This is a genomic window from Agrobacterium sp. ES01, from assembly GCF_050320885.1.
Classification (GTDB): Bacteria; Pseudomonadota; Alphaproteobacteria; order Rhizobiales; family Rhizobiaceae; genus Allorhizobium.
On sequence record NZ_JBNQTH010000009.1, the window covers coordinates 1 to 16,757 of the forward strand.

Annotated in this window: 17 protein-coding genes; 6 read left to right on the forward strand and 11 right to left on the reverse strand. The window is 54.2% G+C overall.

Annotated features, from left to right (window positions below; translation table 11 throughout):
- Positions 1–209 precede the first annotated feature (209 nt).
- Both ACQQ2Q_RS19735 and ACQQ2Q_RS19740 read right to left on the reverse strand, forming a co-directional pair.
- Positions 210–3,710: a DEAD/DEAH box helicase gene (locus tag ACQQ2Q_RS19735; RefSeq protein ID WP_428188846.1), complete on the reverse strand. Its 3,501-nt coding sequence runs from the start codon at positions 3,708–3,710 to the stop codon at positions 210–212.
- A gap of 187 nt (positions 3,711–3,897) precedes the next feature.
- Complete coding sequence (locus tag ACQQ2Q_RS19740) at positions 3,898–4,080, reverse strand: hypothetical protein (RefSeq protein ID WP_428188847.1); 183 nt, start codon at positions 4,078–4,080, stop codon at positions 3,898–3,900.
- Between the two features lie 312 nt (positions 4,081–4,392).
- Here ACQQ2Q_RS19740 and ACQQ2Q_RS19745 point away from each other — a divergent pair, with 312 nt between their 5' ends.
- Positions 4,393–5,064, forward strand: coding sequence for an antirestriction protein ArdA (locus ACQQ2Q_RS19745; RefSeq protein ID WP_428188848.1), 672 nt, complete (start codon positions 4,393–4,395; stop codon positions 5,062–5,064).
- Between the two features lie 75 nt (positions 5,065–5,139).
- Here ACQQ2Q_RS19745 and ACQQ2Q_RS19750 read toward each other — a convergent pair whose 3' ends face one another.
- Positions 5,140–6,372, reverse strand: a complete 1,233-nt coding sequence (locus ACQQ2Q_RS19750) for a Fic family protein (protein ID WP_428188849.1) — start codon at positions 6,370–6,372, stop codon at positions 5,140–5,142.
- Between the two features lie 226 nt (positions 6,373–6,598).
- On the opposite strand from ACQQ2Q_RS19750, the gene ACQQ2Q_RS19755 reads away from it, so the two are divergent.
- On the forward strand, positions 6,599–7,360 hold the full coding sequence (locus tag ACQQ2Q_RS19755; RefSeq protein ID WP_428188850.1) for a hypothetical protein: 762 nt from the start codon (positions 6,599–6,601) through the stop codon (positions 7,358–7,360).
- Positions 7,361–7,369: 9 nt separating this feature from the next.
- Here the strand turns inward: ACQQ2Q_RS19755 and ACQQ2Q_RS19760 are convergent, their stop codons facing one another.
- Complete coding sequence (locus tag ACQQ2Q_RS19760; RefSeq protein ID WP_428188851.1) at positions 7,370–7,711, reverse strand: hypothetical protein; 342 nt, start codon at positions 7,709–7,711, stop codon at positions 7,370–7,372.
- Between the two features lie 156 nt (positions 7,712–7,867).
- Here ACQQ2Q_RS19760 and ACQQ2Q_RS19765 point away from each other — a divergent pair, with 156 nt between their 5' ends.
- Entirely contained in the window at positions 7,868–8,494 is a 627-nt protein-coding gene (locus ACQQ2Q_RS19765) for a recombinase family protein (protein WP_428188852.1), read from the forward strand.
- Between the two features lie 760 nt (positions 8,495–9,254).
- Positions 9,255–9,584 carry a hypothetical protein gene (locus ACQQ2Q_RS19770; protein ID WP_428188853.1) on the forward strand — a complete coding sequence of 110 codons (330 nt, stop codon included), beginning with the start codon at positions 9,255–9,257 and terminating at the stop codon, positions 9,582–9,584.
- 25 nt (positions 9,585–9,609) lie between these two features.
- On the opposite strand, the gene ACQQ2Q_RS19775 is transcribed toward ACQQ2Q_RS19770, so the two are convergent.
- The 3 genes from ACQQ2Q_RS19775 to ACQQ2Q_RS19785 form a co-directional block, all read right to left on the reverse strand.
- Positions 9,610–10,923, reverse strand: a complete 1,314-nt coding sequence (locus tag ACQQ2Q_RS19775; RefSeq protein WP_428188854.1) for a relaxase/mobilization nuclease domain-containing protein — start codon at positions 10,921–10,923, stop codon at positions 9,610–9,612.
- Positions 10,920–11,324, reverse strand: coding sequence for a hypothetical protein (locus ACQQ2Q_RS19780; protein WP_428188855.1), 405 nt, complete (start codon positions 11,322–11,324; stop codon positions 10,920–10,922). Before ACQQ2Q_RS19780 ends, ACQQ2Q_RS19775 begins: the two co-directional genes overlap by 4 nt.
- A gap of 172 nt (positions 11,325–11,496) precedes the next feature.
- Positions 11,497–12,420 (reverse strand): LysR family transcriptional regulator, encoded by a 924-nt coding sequence (locus tag ACQQ2Q_RS19785; RefSeq protein ID WP_428188856.1) that lies wholly within the window; start codon positions 12,418–12,420, stop codon positions 11,497–11,499.
- A gap of 92 nt (positions 12,421–12,512) precedes the next feature.
- Between ACQQ2Q_RS19785 and ACQQ2Q_RS19790 the strand changes: the two genes are divergently transcribed.
- Positions 12,513–13,523: a DAPG hydrolase family protein gene (locus tag ACQQ2Q_RS19790; RefSeq protein WP_428188857.1), complete on the forward strand. Its 1,011-nt coding sequence runs from the start codon at positions 12,513–12,515 to the stop codon at positions 13,521–13,523.
- A 209-nt stretch (positions 13,524–13,732) separates the two neighbouring features.
- Here ACQQ2Q_RS19790 and ACQQ2Q_RS19795 read toward each other — a convergent pair whose 3' ends face one another.
- From ACQQ2Q_RS19795 to ACQQ2Q_RS19810, 4 genes are all read right to left on the reverse strand, one after another.
- Entirely contained in the window at positions 13,733–14,194 is a 462-nt protein-coding gene (locus ACQQ2Q_RS19795; RefSeq protein WP_428188858.1) for a hypothetical protein, read from the reverse strand.
- 137 nt (positions 14,195–14,331) lie between these two features.
- Positions 14,332–14,712 (reverse strand): hypothetical protein, encoded by a 381-nt coding sequence (locus ACQQ2Q_RS19800; protein ID WP_428188859.1) that lies wholly within the window; start codon positions 14,710–14,712, stop codon positions 14,332–14,334.
- A gap of 92 nt (positions 14,713–14,804) precedes the next feature.
- Positions 14,805–15,089 carry a hypothetical protein gene (locus ACQQ2Q_RS19805; protein WP_428188860.1) on the reverse strand — a complete coding sequence of 95 codons (285 nt, stop codon included), beginning with the start codon at positions 15,087–15,089 and terminating at the stop codon, positions 14,805–14,807.
- Positions 15,090–15,189: 100 nt separating this feature from the next.
- Positions 15,190–15,663 carry a hypothetical protein gene (locus ACQQ2Q_RS19810; RefSeq protein WP_428188861.1) on the reverse strand — a complete coding sequence of 158 codons (474 nt, stop codon included), beginning with the start codon at positions 15,661–15,663 and terminating at the stop codon, positions 15,190–15,192.
- A 220-nt stretch (positions 15,664–15,883) separates the two neighbouring features.
- On the opposite strand from ACQQ2Q_RS19810, the gene ACQQ2Q_RS19815 reads away from it, so the two are divergent.
- A complete protein-coding gene (locus tag ACQQ2Q_RS19815; RefSeq protein WP_428188862.1) occupies positions 15,884–16,651 on the forward strand; it encodes an autoinducer binding domain-containing protein in 768 nt (255 codons plus the stop codon).
- Positions 16,652–16,757: the final 106 nt, after the last annotated feature.

Consider the following 16,757-nt stretch of genomic DNA (forward strand, 5'->3'; position numbering starts at 1 on the left):
CATGCTCTTTCAGAATGCCGATGATCTGTTCGTCTGTGAAACGGTTGCGCTTCATTCTCTGGTCCTCTCAATGGGCCAGAGCTTACTTCAAAATGGATTAGAGCGGAGGGGCAAGGTCAAGAAGAAAATGGAAAAGACAATTGCTAGCCAGATCGCACTGGCAAGCTCGCGATTGTTGAAACTTTCAGTGATCCATGTCCATAGCGGGTTCACTTGCGCTTTCCCGAAGCAGAGTGCGCAGGAAGATATCGGTCGAGAACAGCAAACACTCCTGCAGTCTTCCAAAGCTCGCGATTACCGATCACATAGAGTGTCGTCTGTGCCCTGGTTACAGCGACATTGGCTAGGTTCGGCCTGCTACCAGCCCAACTACGGGCGCCATTTTGCGAAGATGCTTGAGCGCCCAGCACAAAGAAGACAATACCAGCTTCACGTCCCTGCACGGTATGCACCGTACCCACATGTTCCCAAACCCATTCGTTCGGTTTACTGACCCAGCCGTCTAGTACACCGCTATGCAGTAACTCCTGACGAAGGTTATCCTGCACAACAACAAAAGGCGTCACGACATAAAAATCAGCAATAGCGCCGCTTCCACGCAGCCGTTGCAGCATGTCGATCAAGGCCGCTGCTTCATCAGCGCACCATTTGTCTGGACCGGGTTTGCCAACAATAACGATCCAGCTTGAAGGGCCGAGTACCGAATTTTTGTCTGATGGCTGTTTGGCCTGAACCATTAGGTTTGAATAGCCGATTTCGTTTGAGATATCGAACATCGGACTGTCACAACGTCGATGCACCAGAAGTGGTGCACCAACTTCACGGTGCCCGCTTCCGATTGGGAACTTAGCGCAGTACATGCTGGCTGCGTCCGCCACTGTTTGCACCGATGCTTCCGGGGCATTGTACTTGAGCGGATCAATACCAAAGAAGGAGCAGACCTGTTCGGTGAGACTGTTCGGGAGCGTCACCACAGGTTCGATTTGGACCGGGTCGCCAACAACGACCGAGCGCTTAGTTCGCATCATAGCCCCCACTGCCGCTTGCGGTACGGCTTGACCGGCCTCATCGACCAGCAACCACCCCAAGGCTTCGGACGGCAACCGTGAGAACATCCTGTTTACGGAAGCAAAGGTCGTCGACACGACTGGCACCACTAGGAAGAACGATGCCCACAAATCGGCAATTAGAGCGTCCTTTTCCGGCGTCCCCAAAGAGCGCGTTCCAAACGTTTCTACGAAGACAGACAGGTTTTGCCGCAAAGGGTCAGCAGCACCGTCGATGAAAGCCCGGTGGAGTTGGATAGCCGCCTCAAACACATCATCACGTTGTCGGCTCGCTTTTTTGTCAAACCATACGCTGGCCGTTTGTATATCTTCATGTCGACCTGAAAAGAAGGTGGCGTCAGGTATAGGTACCCCCACCAAAGAGCACTCTTGTTGGATACTGGTTTCGAGTTCGCCTTTTTCGGAGCGCAACGTTTCGATGGTATTCCTCGAACGCTCGGCCTGATCCTTCTTTTTGGCGAGTTCAGCACGTAGCTCATCGAGCATTTTTCCTCGGGCTTGGCTTAACCGAAGGTCTTGATCTAGCGTGCTTGAAAGATACTTGTATTCTGCGTCCCAAACCCGAAAACGTCCTGTGCGAAATAGGCGAGAAAAAATTCCGGGCCGCAATGCGACATGAGAGCTTTGTTTCTGACGGGATATCGCAACAGCAGCTTCAGCCTTCTCTAGCTCTTTCTTTTGAACGGAAATCTGGTCGACTGCACTTTGAATAGCAGACTCCAGAGATGGCAATTTTGAAACCCGCTCATTGAGCTCTGCAGCGACGGAATAAAGCCGAACAAGCTGAATGTGTGACTTCTGCAGTCTAACCTGCGTTTTCTTGAAATCGTCCAACCTCGCCAGAAACTTACTGCGTGCTTTGTCCCATCGGGCCATCGCTTCGCGGTTACTCGCGGGTGGATGTTCACGATCGATGATTTCGCGGTTTCTTTTTTGCGGAGGGCGACCCCCGGCTTGTGGATCGGAAACGACCTGCGGAACACCGCTCGCGTGGTTCAAATAAGTGGAGAGCCCATTTTCTTCGTCACGCCAGAACTTTTGCGAAAACTGATATCTATTCGATGAATTGCCAAGCACTGCGGCAATCATCCCCCAAGTGTCGCACTCAAGAACGTTATCCGAGACGCATTTGAAATATCGAAGCTCAGGCGCATCCGCTGCAATCGCATCCAGACTAGGAAGTTCGGCGCTGACATTCTCGACCGCTTTGTTGTTGGATGATGCAACCACCATCTCAAAGCCCTTCAAGCGCTGATCAAGCTTGTGCAGCGTGATCTTCGCTCCGTTCCTTTGAAGGCTTTGACTTGTCTGCGTAAATGCCCGTGAAGGATGGCTCAGTTCACTCATAACCGTTGCGCGCTCGACAATCCGCGCGGCCACAACATCACGCAGCAACGTGGTTTTCCCAGTGCCAGGCGGGCCATTTACGGCAAGAATTCCAGTTTCAAGCCGAGCAGTATCAGTGGCATTCACCGCTGCTTGTTGCAGAAGCGCAAGCGGGAAGCGGCCACTGCTTGGCCACTTGGCTGGTGGAGTTAAAGCAGGCTGCAACAAGTCTCGTAAAGCTGCATCATCTTCCAGAAGGTTCTTTCGATGTAGCGGCGCTTTGATACCAAGATAGTGCTCAAGTGCGTGAGGTAGCTTTCCCTCATCCGCAAGGACACGGGCCGTGGCCAAATCTTGCAGGAAGAAAGAATTAAGCAGCCCTGGCTCGGGGGGCGTTTTGCTCGCAAAAAACTCATAGCGCCGTAATGCGAAATAAGGCGCTTTGATCGCGTGGGACCGAAGATCCATTGCTGCAACCAAATGGTCAAAAAGCTCTGCGATGTGACGCTTAGTCAACGGGATGACGTCACCATCTTTATCCCGCTTGATGAGCCCATTTCGAAAACCATTCATCAAGATTTTTTCTTGAGACGGCCAATCCGCAAGTCTTTTCAAATCACCATGCAGTGCAATCGGAACACCCCAAGCAAAACTTGAAATTGCCGCGCTGCTATCCTCTTCCAGTGGTCGCCCTTCTTTGTCCAGAAGGATGCTCGCAATCGGACTGTACCCTCTCACGCTTGGCTTATCAGGGCGCCTGTCAGCATAAACCTTAAGGAGAGCTTCCACGGCAGGCGCAAGTTCAATTGCACCAAGAATTAGCTCGTAGTACAGACGTTTCTTGGGAAGAGATTTTTCTCCGGTTTCCCAAGGCAAAGGCCCCTCGTCAAAACGGGCAATCTTCTTCCGATCTCCAGCTACGAGGTCAATTTCGCGCTTATACCCCTGCGGCGACAAAACCTCCAATGCGGTCCAAGCTCGCAATATGTTGCGCGCATCATTTGTCACGGGTGGCTTGGTAATGGTTGGCCTGATCGGCGCGGGGGACGCTCTAGGTACAGGTGGCTCGTCAAACGGGAGAGTTTTCTGCGAGTTGTTCCTAGTCCGCGCTGGGGATGCTTTTCTCTCAACTATGGATGTCGGTTTGCGTGATTGATTGGCAACTCGCACCTTCTCTTTGAGAGTAAGCGCACGTGGAGTGCTACGGTGTCCTAACTCATGCTGAAGATCGGACAACGTTTTAGTGTCGTGCTGATTGTCCTTGAAGATGGCTTCTAGCTGTTCAATCGACTGGTTAAAATAGGGTCTGCTTGTCATCAATTCACTGTCCGAAATTCTCGCGAACTTGAGCATTATATGCTTTGGTTGCGGTCAATTGCTAACATAGCTGCATATCCTCATAAGTTGAAGAAAAACATTGATAAATGCTTTTGGTGGCCATTCACATGCGACACCTTGTGGAATGCATGTGGCAGGGCCAAGCCGTATGGCTTGTCCCCGATGTTTATGGCTCAGGGGCAGCGCGTACGGCCAATTCGGCTTCGATATTCCGTAGAGATTGCAGAGCATTTGCAAGCTCTTGCGAGCCCGGCTTGGCGGTTGCTGCCGCATTGAATGCTTCTTTGTAAAGTCCATGCAGTTCCGCCGTTGTGCGGATGGCTGCTTCAAAACGTGTGACGAGTCTCATTGTCTCCTCCTTGGGTGCAAGGAGGCCCCGACCATCGGAGCCTTTCGGCCCCGTTCAGCCACCATCATTGGGGTTTGAAGGCATCCGTATGGACGGGCGCAGGCTTGCGCCTGGAGGCGTGGTGATCCGGCTTTCGTGTTTTGGCAGGCGCGCGGGCGCGCGCGTCTGCTGGTCCTTTCTGGGAAGTCTTGAAGTGCGGCATCCGCGCGGGTTCTCGTGAACCAAGCCCGCCGTTGGCGGTCTTGGCCATGCGGCGTCGATCCCTGATGCAAGAGTGTCGGGCCGAGGGGACTTTGCCCCTACGCCCTCAATATGCGGCCTACCGGAACGGACAGGGCCGCGCGTCGTCCGCAGATCAGGTGTGATCCGCGCGCCCCGCATCCCGGCCCGCCGCGCCCGCATATCTACCCCCGTACCCCATCCTCGCCGGAAGCAGGGTTTGCAGCAGCAACCCGTTTTTTATTTCAGGAGGATGAAATGACGTTATTTTTTGCGATGCCCTACGACATTTCGGCGACGGGGTTTTATTTTCAGGATGAGAAGAGCTTTCGCCAGCGGATCGGCAAGGTGCGGAACGCCTACGGCCAACCAGTCGAGGAATTCGAAATCCAGTTCATCGACGGCGAGGCCATTGATTGCACCTTTGCCAATGCCTGGGGGATCAATCAGGCCAATATCGGGCAGTTTATGCAAGCCGTGGACGAGTGGGACGAGGGCCAAAAGCTCCGTTTCATTATCGCTGTGGGCGAATGCGGCTATAGCTTCGATCCGGCCAATGTCGATCCCGATGATTTTGACGTTGATATTTACGAAGAGGAATCAATGAAAGCGCTGGCCGAGCGTTTCGTAGATGAAGGCCTGTTCGGTGAAATCCCGGGTCACCTCGCGCATTACATCGACTATGACGCCATCGCCCGCGATCTGTCCGTGGACTACACCGAAACCGAAATTGCTGGAGAGCGGCTGATTTTTCGCTGCCAGTGAGGCCGTGGGGATATGGATCAATATCCAGATAGACGCCAAAAGGACATCAATAGATGCCCTTTTGCCTTCCCGCCGCTATCGCTTTTCCGGGAAAAGCCCCGGCATCCAGCGCGAAGCCAACTTGGCCGGAAATGCCAGCTTGAGCGGCGCGCGCGAGCTTTCCGAGACGATCACCTCATACTCGGCCAAGGCAGACACAATGCGCCGCGCTTGCCGATCCCCCGCGCCGACGATACCCGCAACATCGCCGCGCGGAAGACTGCCGCGATAAAGCAGCGCCTCCAGAACATTCGTTGATTTGGCGGGCAGATTGCCGAGCCTGATTTCCTCTTCCGCCCAGAGCAGAATACGGCTGCGCAAGCGCTCAGGCTCAATCAGCTCTTCCATGAAACGCACCTGATCCAAGCACGTTTCCAGGAAGAACCGCGTGAAATCGGCAAGCGCCGTTTCGCTCAGCGTTCCGCGCCCATCGAGATCGCCACGCCGTGGTTCATCACACGCCATCAAATGCGCTTTATAGGCGGCTTCGCTACGCGCAAGGCCGCGCGCGACCGACCATATGCCGCCCGTATCCAGCAACTCCCGAAGCATGGCGTAAGACATCAAGCGAATGACGCGGCCATTGCCATCCAAAAACGGATGAATCCAAGCCAGCCGATGGTGAGCCGCTGCTACGGCAAGCAGCTTTTGCGAACGCCCGAGCATCTTATAAGCGCCGTCAAAACGGCTTAGGAAACGGGGGATAGCGCCGGGGCTGATCGCGATATGACGCCCGACCTTCACATCGCGCATACGCAGCGCGCCCGGCACCATGCGAATGTGCTCGCCCGTGTCGGGATTGGTCACGATCAAAAGCTCGTCCGGCAACAATTCGCCAAAACGTCTATGGATTTCCAAAATGGTATCCTGCGCCGTGACGCGCCCGGTTATGCCGCCATAATCAATCCAGCGCTGCACCTCGATATGCGCCTTGGCTTCAAGCTGAAGGTTTCTCTTCTGCGGATCGGCGCTATAATCATTCTTAAGCGCCCGCTCGATATCGACCGGGTGTGTATCGTGACCTTCGATCAGGTTGCTGTAATAGCAATTCATCGAACGGACGAGATCGGAAAGCGCGGTGGCGATTTCGGCAGGAAGGCTGCGTTTCAATCCGGCGGAGGCAGCAGTCAACTCCATCGCCAGATCGAGAAGTGGCCCGGTGTGTTTGCTGCCTTCGGCAATCGTCATCGGCTCCATCAATCCGATAGACTCATCGCGATCTTCTGCCGCTTTTATGTCCGCTTCAATGTCCGGTTCATTTTTACTCATAATCATAGAATACCAATATGTTAGATAAATTGACAGCTAAAAAATCTGCGTATTGATGTCCGGTTTATGCGCCGCTTAAAATCTTGTTATCCAGGAGAGCAAACCAACCTCGGAAAATTGAGCAATCGGCATGCGCACGTAATCTGCGAACAGGAGCCGAAGGCAAATTTGCGCTCCCCTCTCAAAATGCGGTAAAATATCAAAAACAATAATGAAATGGGAATGGATGGTGTATTCTCAGGAGTTCAACGCGGTATCTGGCAGTGAGGCGCAAAAGCGCGCTCAGCAGGACTTCGAAGATCTCCAGAATGAAGTTGCAGGCCGCGACGTTGGCCGGATTGAACGTTTCCTGAATGGTGAGAGCAATCACCCCAATTCCGAGAAAGCCCGCCGCAAGGAACGCGAAGCGGAGATGAGCCGCTTCATGGCCCTGATGAGCGATCCGGTTTACGCGAAACTCTACGAGGATTGGGGTAAGAAGCTGAATGAAACCCGCCAGTTCTTGGATGAGGCCAGAGAGCAGCTTGCCAAATTCCGCGCCAGCATCGAGGCCGAACGATTGGACATCGACGCCCGCGCTGCACGGCTACCGGATGGCACACTTGTTTACCGGGGCGATGACGACCGCGCCTATAACCGCGATGGAACATTGTCGGAAAATCCTGACGCGCAGCATATTCAGTGGCGAGAGAGCCACGCACGGCTTTCCGAGAACCTGCGGAATGATGATCGCGCAGGCCGTGCGGATCGTCTGGAACAAAAACTGGATCACGCCGACATCGCAGTCGGCGAGTCCGCCGAGCGCCGTGCGGATACTTCCAATCCCAAGACGTCGCCGGAGGGAATCGAGAACGAATTGGATGGCCTCGGTGAAATCGTAGACGATATCTCCGGTGAAATTTCAGGCTTGGAGAATGAAACTTCGCGGGAAGCCACGGCAGAGATTAAAGCCGTGACGCCACCGCTTTCGCTGCCTGAACTGAAATGAAATGACGTTTCACCTTTCCGGGAATTTTCCGCATGCTTTCTGGATAATGGCGAGCAAGACCGCATTCGGCTGATAAGCCTGTCGCGAACGAATGATTTCAAGCACCTGATCCTGCTGCGCACGCCGTGTTTCGCCCTCTCCATACCAGTCGTCAATGCAATGCGTCAGTTCTTTGTCTACTTGTGATGCAATAGTAATCGCCATAACGACAGAGGTGCTGACGAAACCGCGCTGCGCCGTTTCATCCCATTCCTGAAAGTACGCCCCCTTGTCTTCCGCAAAAGAAGCGGAGGATGAAATCAATAAAGCGATAGAAAAAATTGAAATATACTTCGTGATTTCGGATAACAATAACGAAGGTTTTTGTTAAAACATAAATACGGAAAATAACAACGGAAATATGCTGCACTCAACCGGGAAACCCGGCGGTTTTTCTCATCGGATTTTGAAGAAAGACACGCCATGTCGATTTCACAAAAACCTTCGTTTTTGTGAAGTGAAAACCGCATGTCAGCAATAGATTCCGGCGGGTCCCGGCTGATCGGCTACGCCCGTGTTTCCACGCGTGATCAGAATCCGAATCTGCAGATCGATGCGCTGAAAAGCCAAGGCTGCGACCCCATCTTTGTCGAAAGCGCGTCCGGGCGCAATCTGGAGCGCCCCAAGCTGGAGGCCGCTCTGCAAGCACTAGCCCCCGGCGATACGTTGGTGGTTTGGCGGCTTTCGCGGCTGGCCCGCTCGGTCCGGCACATTATTGCCGTCAGCGACTTCCTGCAAGCGCACCAAATCGGCCTAAAAGTGCTCGACCAGGCCATCGACACCACCACTCCGGCGGGCCGCTTGTTCTTCCACATCATCGCCGCCTTCGATGAATTCCAGCGCGAGATCATCGCCGAGAACACCGTGGCAGGCCTGAAAGCCGCACAGCAACGCGGCAAAACCCTTGGCCGCCCCCGCAAGATGGACGAAGCGCAGGTAAGGGCAGCTTTCGAAATGCTGCTGCTGGAGGACATGAATATCGAAGACGTGGCCGCGCACTTCGAGGTTTCGCACATGACCCTTCGGAGAGCATTTGCAGAGTACAGAGCACCAGATCTCAAGCACAGAAAGTCTTTCCGAAGCAGGCCGTATTAAGCAAGAAGAGGTTGAAGAAGGGGGCTTTTTTCGATATATTGCAACACTAAATATTTGCTCGGGAAAGCGAAATATGGCCGGTGCGGACAAAGATTCCAATGACGTCTCGTCAGCGATATTTGGTGCCTCACTATCGCTCGTCGCCATATTGATGGGGGTAATTGCAATTTTCAAAGGTCAGATCGGAGATTTGGAAAGTCGTGGCCTCGGAGAATTGGCAACCGATGCTCATATTTTACTGACAGTCGCTGTCATCTTTTTCATGACATGTTGCTGGAGTGCATTTTGGTCTTTACTGTCCATCTTAGGATTCGTGAAAAGTAAGTTCGTTTACGCTCTCCCAATTACAATTTCTATATTGGGAATGTTTTTATTCGTACCCTACTGGGCATGGTACAGGTGATCGATGACCGACAGTTGCAGGCTCCTTTCAGGCAATGAAATTGCGGCCCTAAAAATCAGTTCAGATCTCGTCGTAAAAATAAAAAACTTCTGGCCAACCCTTCAAGGATGCTTTGAAAGTGCTCATCTACTATACACGCAAAGCCCTATAAATTTCTCACTTATTCATAGTATAAAACTCACTTCAGAGCTTATTATAGACAGCGATTCGGTGATAAGATTAAAAAGTTACTGTACAAATTCTGGACGTGACTATGAGCAAGTTGTTAGTATAGTTGCTAGATTGCTCTGGTCATATCCAAATATGGACAGAGCAGCCAAAGAGGATATCGGATTACCTATATAAAAAGAGGAAGCAATGAAAACGACGAGAAGAAAAATACTGTCTATTGGGCTGCTGTCTGCTGGGGCTCTATCGGCGACTGTCAATGCGCAAACCGCTATAGCCGCTGAAGGCGAGTGCGCAGAGAACTCATGTGATCCTTTCCCAGTATTCGGCGAAAAGCCGAGGCTTAGCCGGGAAGAATTTAACGAGATGGCACAGCCAGTTGTTGAACTGGTCATGCAGGGCATGGAAAAGACTGAAGCGATAAAGTTATCCTCTGATGATATCAATACCGTAAGACAGAAAGTCTACTCTAGCTTTGAACGTCTTGTTTCAAAATATAGAACCATTGACCCGCAATGATATTAGATTTTAAAATATAAGTCATTTAAATATCATATTCTTTTCGACTGTAATGATCTCGCTCTTTTTTTGAGAACCCGCGCTCGCGAGTTTTTATTTCTGATTTATTGAAGTATTGGGAAGTATGGGCACTCATCGTCAGATATTTCGCCACTTCTCGGTTCAGCTCCTGCATCTGAGCATTCTGCTTTTCCCGTGCCGCCACGATCTTTCTTTGCAGGCCGCGTCGTTCGGATAGCTGGCGCTGAATTTCGGAGTGTTTTTTCGCGCGGTCACGCTCGGTGGTGCGAGCAATTTCAGCTTCGTTCTCCTGCCGGATTTTCTTGTTTTTGCCTGTGACCCAACCCCACAGGCCACGAATGCCCTTTGGTGTGCGTGCGGCCCGCTGGCGTTCTTCTTCCAGCCAGCGCGCTTCCTGTTGATGCTTGAGCTGCGCACGGGCATGGCGATGACCTTGCACCATCTGTTCGCGCTGGAACTGGGCCGCGAGATTTTGCTTTTGCGCATGCTCTTCCGCTTCCTTTGCCCAGGCCTTGAGCTTGGGCGTCATGCGCTCGGCAATGCACGCCTTGGCGGTCTCCGTTGATTGCAGCTCTTTCGGATCGCCTATCCCGGCCTTCAACTCCTTGGTTTTGGCACCTGTAGCGCGGCTCAGCGAATAAATTTCCCCGCGCCAATCCACGGCAACGAAACCGCGCTGATCGCCTCTGGCGAGGAAGTACCCACGTTCGCGCAAAACCCGCTCGAATGTGGATTTCGAATCCGACGTCTGCCAGCAGGTTTGCAAGGCTTGCTTGATGGCCCTCGGGTCTTGCCGGGTACGCTTGGCCTGTTGCCATTCTTCGCGGGTGAAGCTCAGCGGATCGCGGTGGCGCGTATCCTTGAATCCGCGCGGCATCTCCCAACCGTGCTCGCGGTAGAGATCGCGGGCAATGCCGTTCAGCGTCCGCTTGTAGAACGGCATGTTGATCGCCTTCATCTCTTGCCCATCAATCCGGCTCCAGACCGCATACGCATGGCGGCGGCCTTCCTTTTCATGGAAAACAATGGCGCGCGGCTGGCCGGAAAGGCGCAGTTCGCTTTCAATTCGCTCAATAGCCGCCTCGAACGTGGCAACAGGCACGTTCTCATTCGGCGGCGGACTGAGACTGAGAGAGAACAGGTGTTTCTGGCAGCGTGTACCTTTGGCAATCGCCGCGCTCTCCTGCATCGCGCCGTGTAGATCATCAGAGACAAAGCCGCGCAGCTCGTGCAATTCGATATGCTCGTTCTCAGTGCCGCGCATCAGGTGATTGGCGAGTTCTCTGGCATTGCCACGCTCGTTGCCCTTGAGGATCATGTGTCCCCGCTTTCCAGCCCAAGAGCGCGGATCAGATCGGCGCGGATGGCCATGACATCGCGACAGGCATCGGCCAGTTCCTTTTCGGTTTCAGGATGGAGGGGCAAAATTCCGGTATTCACCGCGCGCGCAAGCTGGTTTAGATTGGACGACAGGCGCGAGTGCCCAAGCGCGGACAGGACGCGCGCCAGCGCTTGATGATCTTCGACCGGGTTCGTATTGCGGCGGCGGACCTTTGCCAGATCGCCGTCAAACAGCATGGCCTTGATATATGCGCCGAGCGGCACACCGTTTGCGGCAGCCTCCAGCTTCGCCCGTTCTTCGAACGTCAGGCGCAAAGAGAACGGCGCAGGTGTTTGTCCCTTAGATATCTTATTGAAATCACGGTGCGAATTCGTCATCGTCGCACCTCAGACTTTTAAAGTCTAATTGTGCGAGATGGCGTTCCCATTCTTCCAGTGTATCGAAGAGAGAGTTCAAATTCTCTCCTCCCAGGCGCGCCATCGCTTTTGTCCAGCGCCGCTATATCGCCACCATTTTCGCAGAAAGCGGAAAAATCGTGGAAGCGGGAGCCTATAGTTTCCTCCCGCGCAGGCATCTGAGCCCTTCGACGACGAGATCGCGCAAGAAGCGGTGTGCAGGGGCTTTGTCGCTGGCCGCATGCCACATCAGCATCAGCTTTGCCGGCGCAAGGCGAATTTCTTCCGGAAGCGGCCTGACGGACAGGCCGAAATGCTCGGCGAAACGTTCGGCCACCTGGGTGTGGACGGCGGCGATCATCGGCGCCTGGGAAACGATAGAAGGCACCGTCAGCAGATGGGGCGTTCGCAGAGCGATATGCGGCCACACGTCCAGACGTCCCAACGCGTCGAGGATCGCCTCTCCGTCCGGTCCGTCGACCACCACCATCGGATGACGCCTGTAGTCATCAAGCGTCATCGCTTCACCGATGGCGACCAGGCTGGCATTGAAAACCGTATGATACCCTTCGTGATAGATCACGCGTTGCTTGTGGTAGCTTCTTCCCCCGGCGAAGGTGCCGATGGCGAGATCGAAGACGCCCATCTCCAGACCATCGGCGACATCGACACCGTCTATGGGGATCAACTTGAGCGTGACGCCGGGCGCCTTTTCAAGCAACAAGGCTGAGACCGCGGGAATGAGGATTGCTTCGGCGCTGTCGGTCACGCCAAGCCGAAAGGACATTTGCGCTGTTGAAGGCTCAAATGGCATTTGCTCCGCAAACAGCATGCGTATCTTCCGCATGGTCGCGCGAAGTTCGACTTCGAGACTGATGGCCTTCGGCGTCGGCACCATGCCGCCCGCGCTTCGCACCAGCAATTCGTCCCCCAGCAAGCGCCGAAGGCGCGCCAAATTGTGGCTCATGGCGGGCTGACCGAGAGAAAGACGCCGCGCCGCGCGCGATACATTCCGTTCCTCCAGAAGGGCCTCCATCGAGATCAGCAGGTTGAGATCGATGTTTGCGATATCAGTCATGTCGATTTCAACCATTCGCCAGATCAATTTGATTAATGATGAGCATGGCGTAGTTTCAGGGTCAAGCATCGAATTTCGCCAAGGAGCTCGTCATGACCCATACGCTGTCCCGCCGCACCCTTCTCAAAAGTGCCCCAGCCGCAATCGTCGGAACCACGACTGCCGCTATCCTGTCCCATTCTGACCTGGCGCAGGCGGCCTCCGCTGCCGAACCCGCAGCGCATCGCGACGCCTACGGGGAGTGGAGCGCGCTCACTTACCTTTCCCTGGAATGCCAGAAGCAACGCACCGCCAATGAGCAGGCCGTGGGCGCCACCCCGTATGCACCCTATCTCGACACGGATCTCTCTGTCCCCTCGGCGTCGGCGAAAGCCCTCCAGTTCGGACCGCTCGACCCCGGCGAGGTGCCGACGCCGAGCGCGCAGAACCTCAACCGCCTGATCGACCCGTCCTTCAAGACGAAAGACAACGGCTATGCGGTGCTGGATGGCCAGATGGCCTATGCGCAAAGCCGCATCGTCATGCCCGGCGTCACCACCGAGATGTTCAAGTGGTGGTTTACCTGGCATCCGGTCGAAAAAGAGCGCTACATGCTCTGGTTTCCGCAGGCGCATATCGACACCAGCGTCGCCGACCCGTCCCGCCTGAAAGATACATCGCTGAGCTACGAGAAGCGGCTCTTCAACAATCCCAATCGCATCCAGGAATGGATTGGCCCGAGCCGTCTCGACGCCATCATCCATTTCTCCGAGCCGGCAACGCTCGGCTTTGACGCACAAGCCCTGGCGCGGGAAGGTTTTACCGCCAGCGCCAGTGCCGTGTGCTATGCAACGCCGGCGCCCGATATCCCGTTCACGCTGATGGTCCATATTGCCCGCGATACAAGTGCCGGCATGGAACTCTTCAGCCGATACTGGATCGGAGCCCATGCCGACATGGCGCGCTTCGCCAATGCGGAAAAGGCTCCGGCAATGCTGCAAAAGATTGGCTTCAACGAGCAGGTTGCGGAATCAACGGCCTATGAAATGTCGGTTCACGACATGACCGAGTTCAACCATCTCGCGCGCATCCTGCCCGGCGTTCATCACGCATTCGGGTCATGAGGGGCGGGAGCCAAAGTCGGCCATAAGCGCTCTGATCAAAAGAGCGCCATAGCGTAGACATAGCTCTCGTCTTCACCCGGCACGGCGGGCCATTTCGCTTTTAGATGTACCGGAGACCTAGGTCACATCGTGTACCCAATACATGGGTGACAATGTCGTGCCGAACGGGGTGTCGATGGTTTGCAAACAGCCGATCATGGCAGAACACATCAATTTCCATTGCACCAGGTTTTGGGAAGCACTTCGGACCAGGTTTCGCAATAGGGGTGACCGTAGAACGGCACATCCGTCGCGCTGACGACAAAGGCAGCGACGGTCCACTGATTCCGTTTGCGCTCCAGCAGGCTGTAGGTGCTTGGCTCTCTCTCGGGATCGTAGCCATATTTGCGGGCATCGGGCGTCGATGCCATGTCGATTTCCTTGCCGCCGGGCCTTTGCGCCACCAGCAAAGCATACGCCCGATCGCCAAAAACCGTGAGATCGTGTACCACGAATTCAACGGGTGCTCCGAAGGTTTCGACGGCGGGAATGCGCACCGCATCCAGGATCTGCGTGCGTTCCTTCGAGCCGCGTTCGGGCTCATAGGCCGATTGCGCCTGCACCGATGCCGCCAAAAGCCCAACACCGGCGGCAACAAGGGCAATCCTGTTGACAATACCGACACAGCGCATCCCGGATATCTTCCTCCTCAACCAATTCTGACTATGCATCTTTCACCCTAGGAATGATCGACGGATCGGCATGCGCGGATCGGCATACCGAAGCCGTGAAAAACAAACGATGATGTGGCAATCCAGGCTTTGCCTGCTCACTGCTGAATGGATAGCAGCAGTTGCATCACGAATTCCCTGTCCTGATCGAGCGTGCGCGTGCCGTAAAAGACCTTTTTCACGAGAGTGGCGTCATTTTGCAGTTCGGCCTCCATCACCTTGCCGTTTCCCTTTCCTTTAGCCGTAGAGCCCTTCAAGAGGCGGTTCTTGCCGCCAACCGGGTCAATGACCCGTATCATTCCGTTGACGAACACATCATCTTTCGTACCGGCCAGCCAGAAGATCACCCCGCGTGAAACGAATTCGGTTCCCTTTTTCGGCGGAATTTCGGCGTGATAGACATAGGCGACATCGAGCCCTGCAATCTTGGTTTCCTCGACCGCGCTGAAGTTCAGGTAGGTCGCCTTTTCCACCGCCATGTCGCGAAGGATGCCGACGAAAGACTTGACGAATTTCTGCAGGCGTTTGCCCTTTCGCTGCTCACCGTCTTTGTCGATGCTCGCATGGCAGTTTACGTAACCCTTGATTTGCGGATTGAAAAAAACGCATCGAACGGTCGTGGATTGAGCTTCGTGTCAGAGCCGAAATCGTAGAAATATTCTGTATATCCTTTTTTCGTCTTCTCCTTCGGCTCAAATTTCCAGGTCGAATCCAAAGCCATGGAAAACCCGCACGCGGGCATGGAAACAGGCTTGGGGTCATAGGGCAGCAGATTGGGATCGTAGAGTTCTGCGGCCTCGGCTGAAAGACGCCCGATGGCAAGAAGAAGAAACGCCGAAAACAAAAATCTAAGCATCGTCTATGCCCTTCTAAAAGTTCAAACTGCAAGCAGCATTACGGCAAGACAAATATCGCCATACGGACATGTCCTGTCTGCGCGCTGCAGCGGAGGAATATTACTTTGAAAGCGAAATCCACTGCCGCTTGTTGGTGATGCTCAGCAAAATCATCTGCTTTCCCTTGATGAAGGGCATAAAGTTCCCTTGACCGCCGCCGCCTTTGAGGGAAACCAGTATGGGTGAGTTCGGTTCGTTCTTGTTGCTCAGGAAACCGTAGCTGGTAAAGGCTCCGCTCGATTTACCGGAACCGTAGCTGATCTTGTTGCCTGAACCGAAGGTAATGGTGCCTTTCACTCCCTTGTAGGTCGAGAATTTCCAGGTGCCGGAAATCGGCACATTATTCTGCTTGTGCGTCGGCACGCGCCAGCCAGCCGACTTTCCAGCTGCCGCTGCCCGCATAAGACCCGGGAGACCGCCCTTGAAGCCCGGAACGGCTGCGATCAGCGCGCGCTCGCCCGCCGCATATCCCGAACTAACCGCTGCGAGTGCGGTGAAGGCCACCACGACCAGGGAAATTAGGTTCTTCCGCATTTCAAACTCCTATCCTTTCTTCGACGACCGTCAAAATCTCCCACGCAACGCAACATTCGTGTTTACGATGGCCAGATTTGATGGTGAGATGCATGTTGTGAATGAGTATCAGCGCCAGTATTTCGGCCTGCCGGTTTCAAGAACCACAGACCATTAAGTCTCGGGAAACACTAGCAGCCGTCAAACGAAGAAAAAACCTGACAACGTTGAGAGGGGAAGCATGACAAAGCTGCAATCCGCCGCCGAAGCCATTCTCAATGCGCAAGCGCAGGAAGAAGCATTTGGCGTATATTGCGATTTCGTCGGCCATTACGGCTACGACAAGGCAGTCTTCTCCCTGATGACCGATCACCCCTCCATCGGCGAAAAAGCGCTGCATGGATTTCTGACAGTCTACCCCGATGACTGGATGAAATATTACCGGCAGTACGACTGCCACGAAGTCGATCCCGTTTTTCAACTCATCATCAGCAGGCCGGGCGCGTTCTTTTGGGCACAGGCGATCTCGAAATTGAGTGAGACGCCACGCTTTCAGGGACGGATACGCGGCGAGTGGCAAAGGCTGTTACAGGAAGCCGCGGATGCAGGCGTGTCTGATGGCATCAGCGTATCCATCGTCAATGCATCGGGCGAAATTGCCGGGTTCGGGATTTCGCGCGCGCAGCCCGACGACGAGCATAACATCAAAAGTCTCGCGGATATTTTTCTCTTGTCCTCGGTCTTCCACGATAAATATCTGGGCTTTTATGAAACAGGCGCAGCTCCGCATTTGACCGAACGGGAAAGGGAGGTCTTGAGCTGGTCCGCATCAGGAAAGACAGACTGGGAGATTTCCGAAATAATCGGGATTTCAAGAACGACCGTGCGGTTTCACTGGAACAACATCTTCCAGAAAATGGGCACAAACAACAAAATGGCTGCGACCGTTAATGCCGTCCGGCGCAAGCTCATCATCCCCGATACGCTCCAATCCATCATGACCGAATAACGTTCAGCGACAAAACACAGGCAGCAGCAAAGCCATGGCGAGACACTCGGCCGCACTATTGCCCAGCGAAATCCTTAGGATTTCACGCCTCTGACTGCCGAACTTG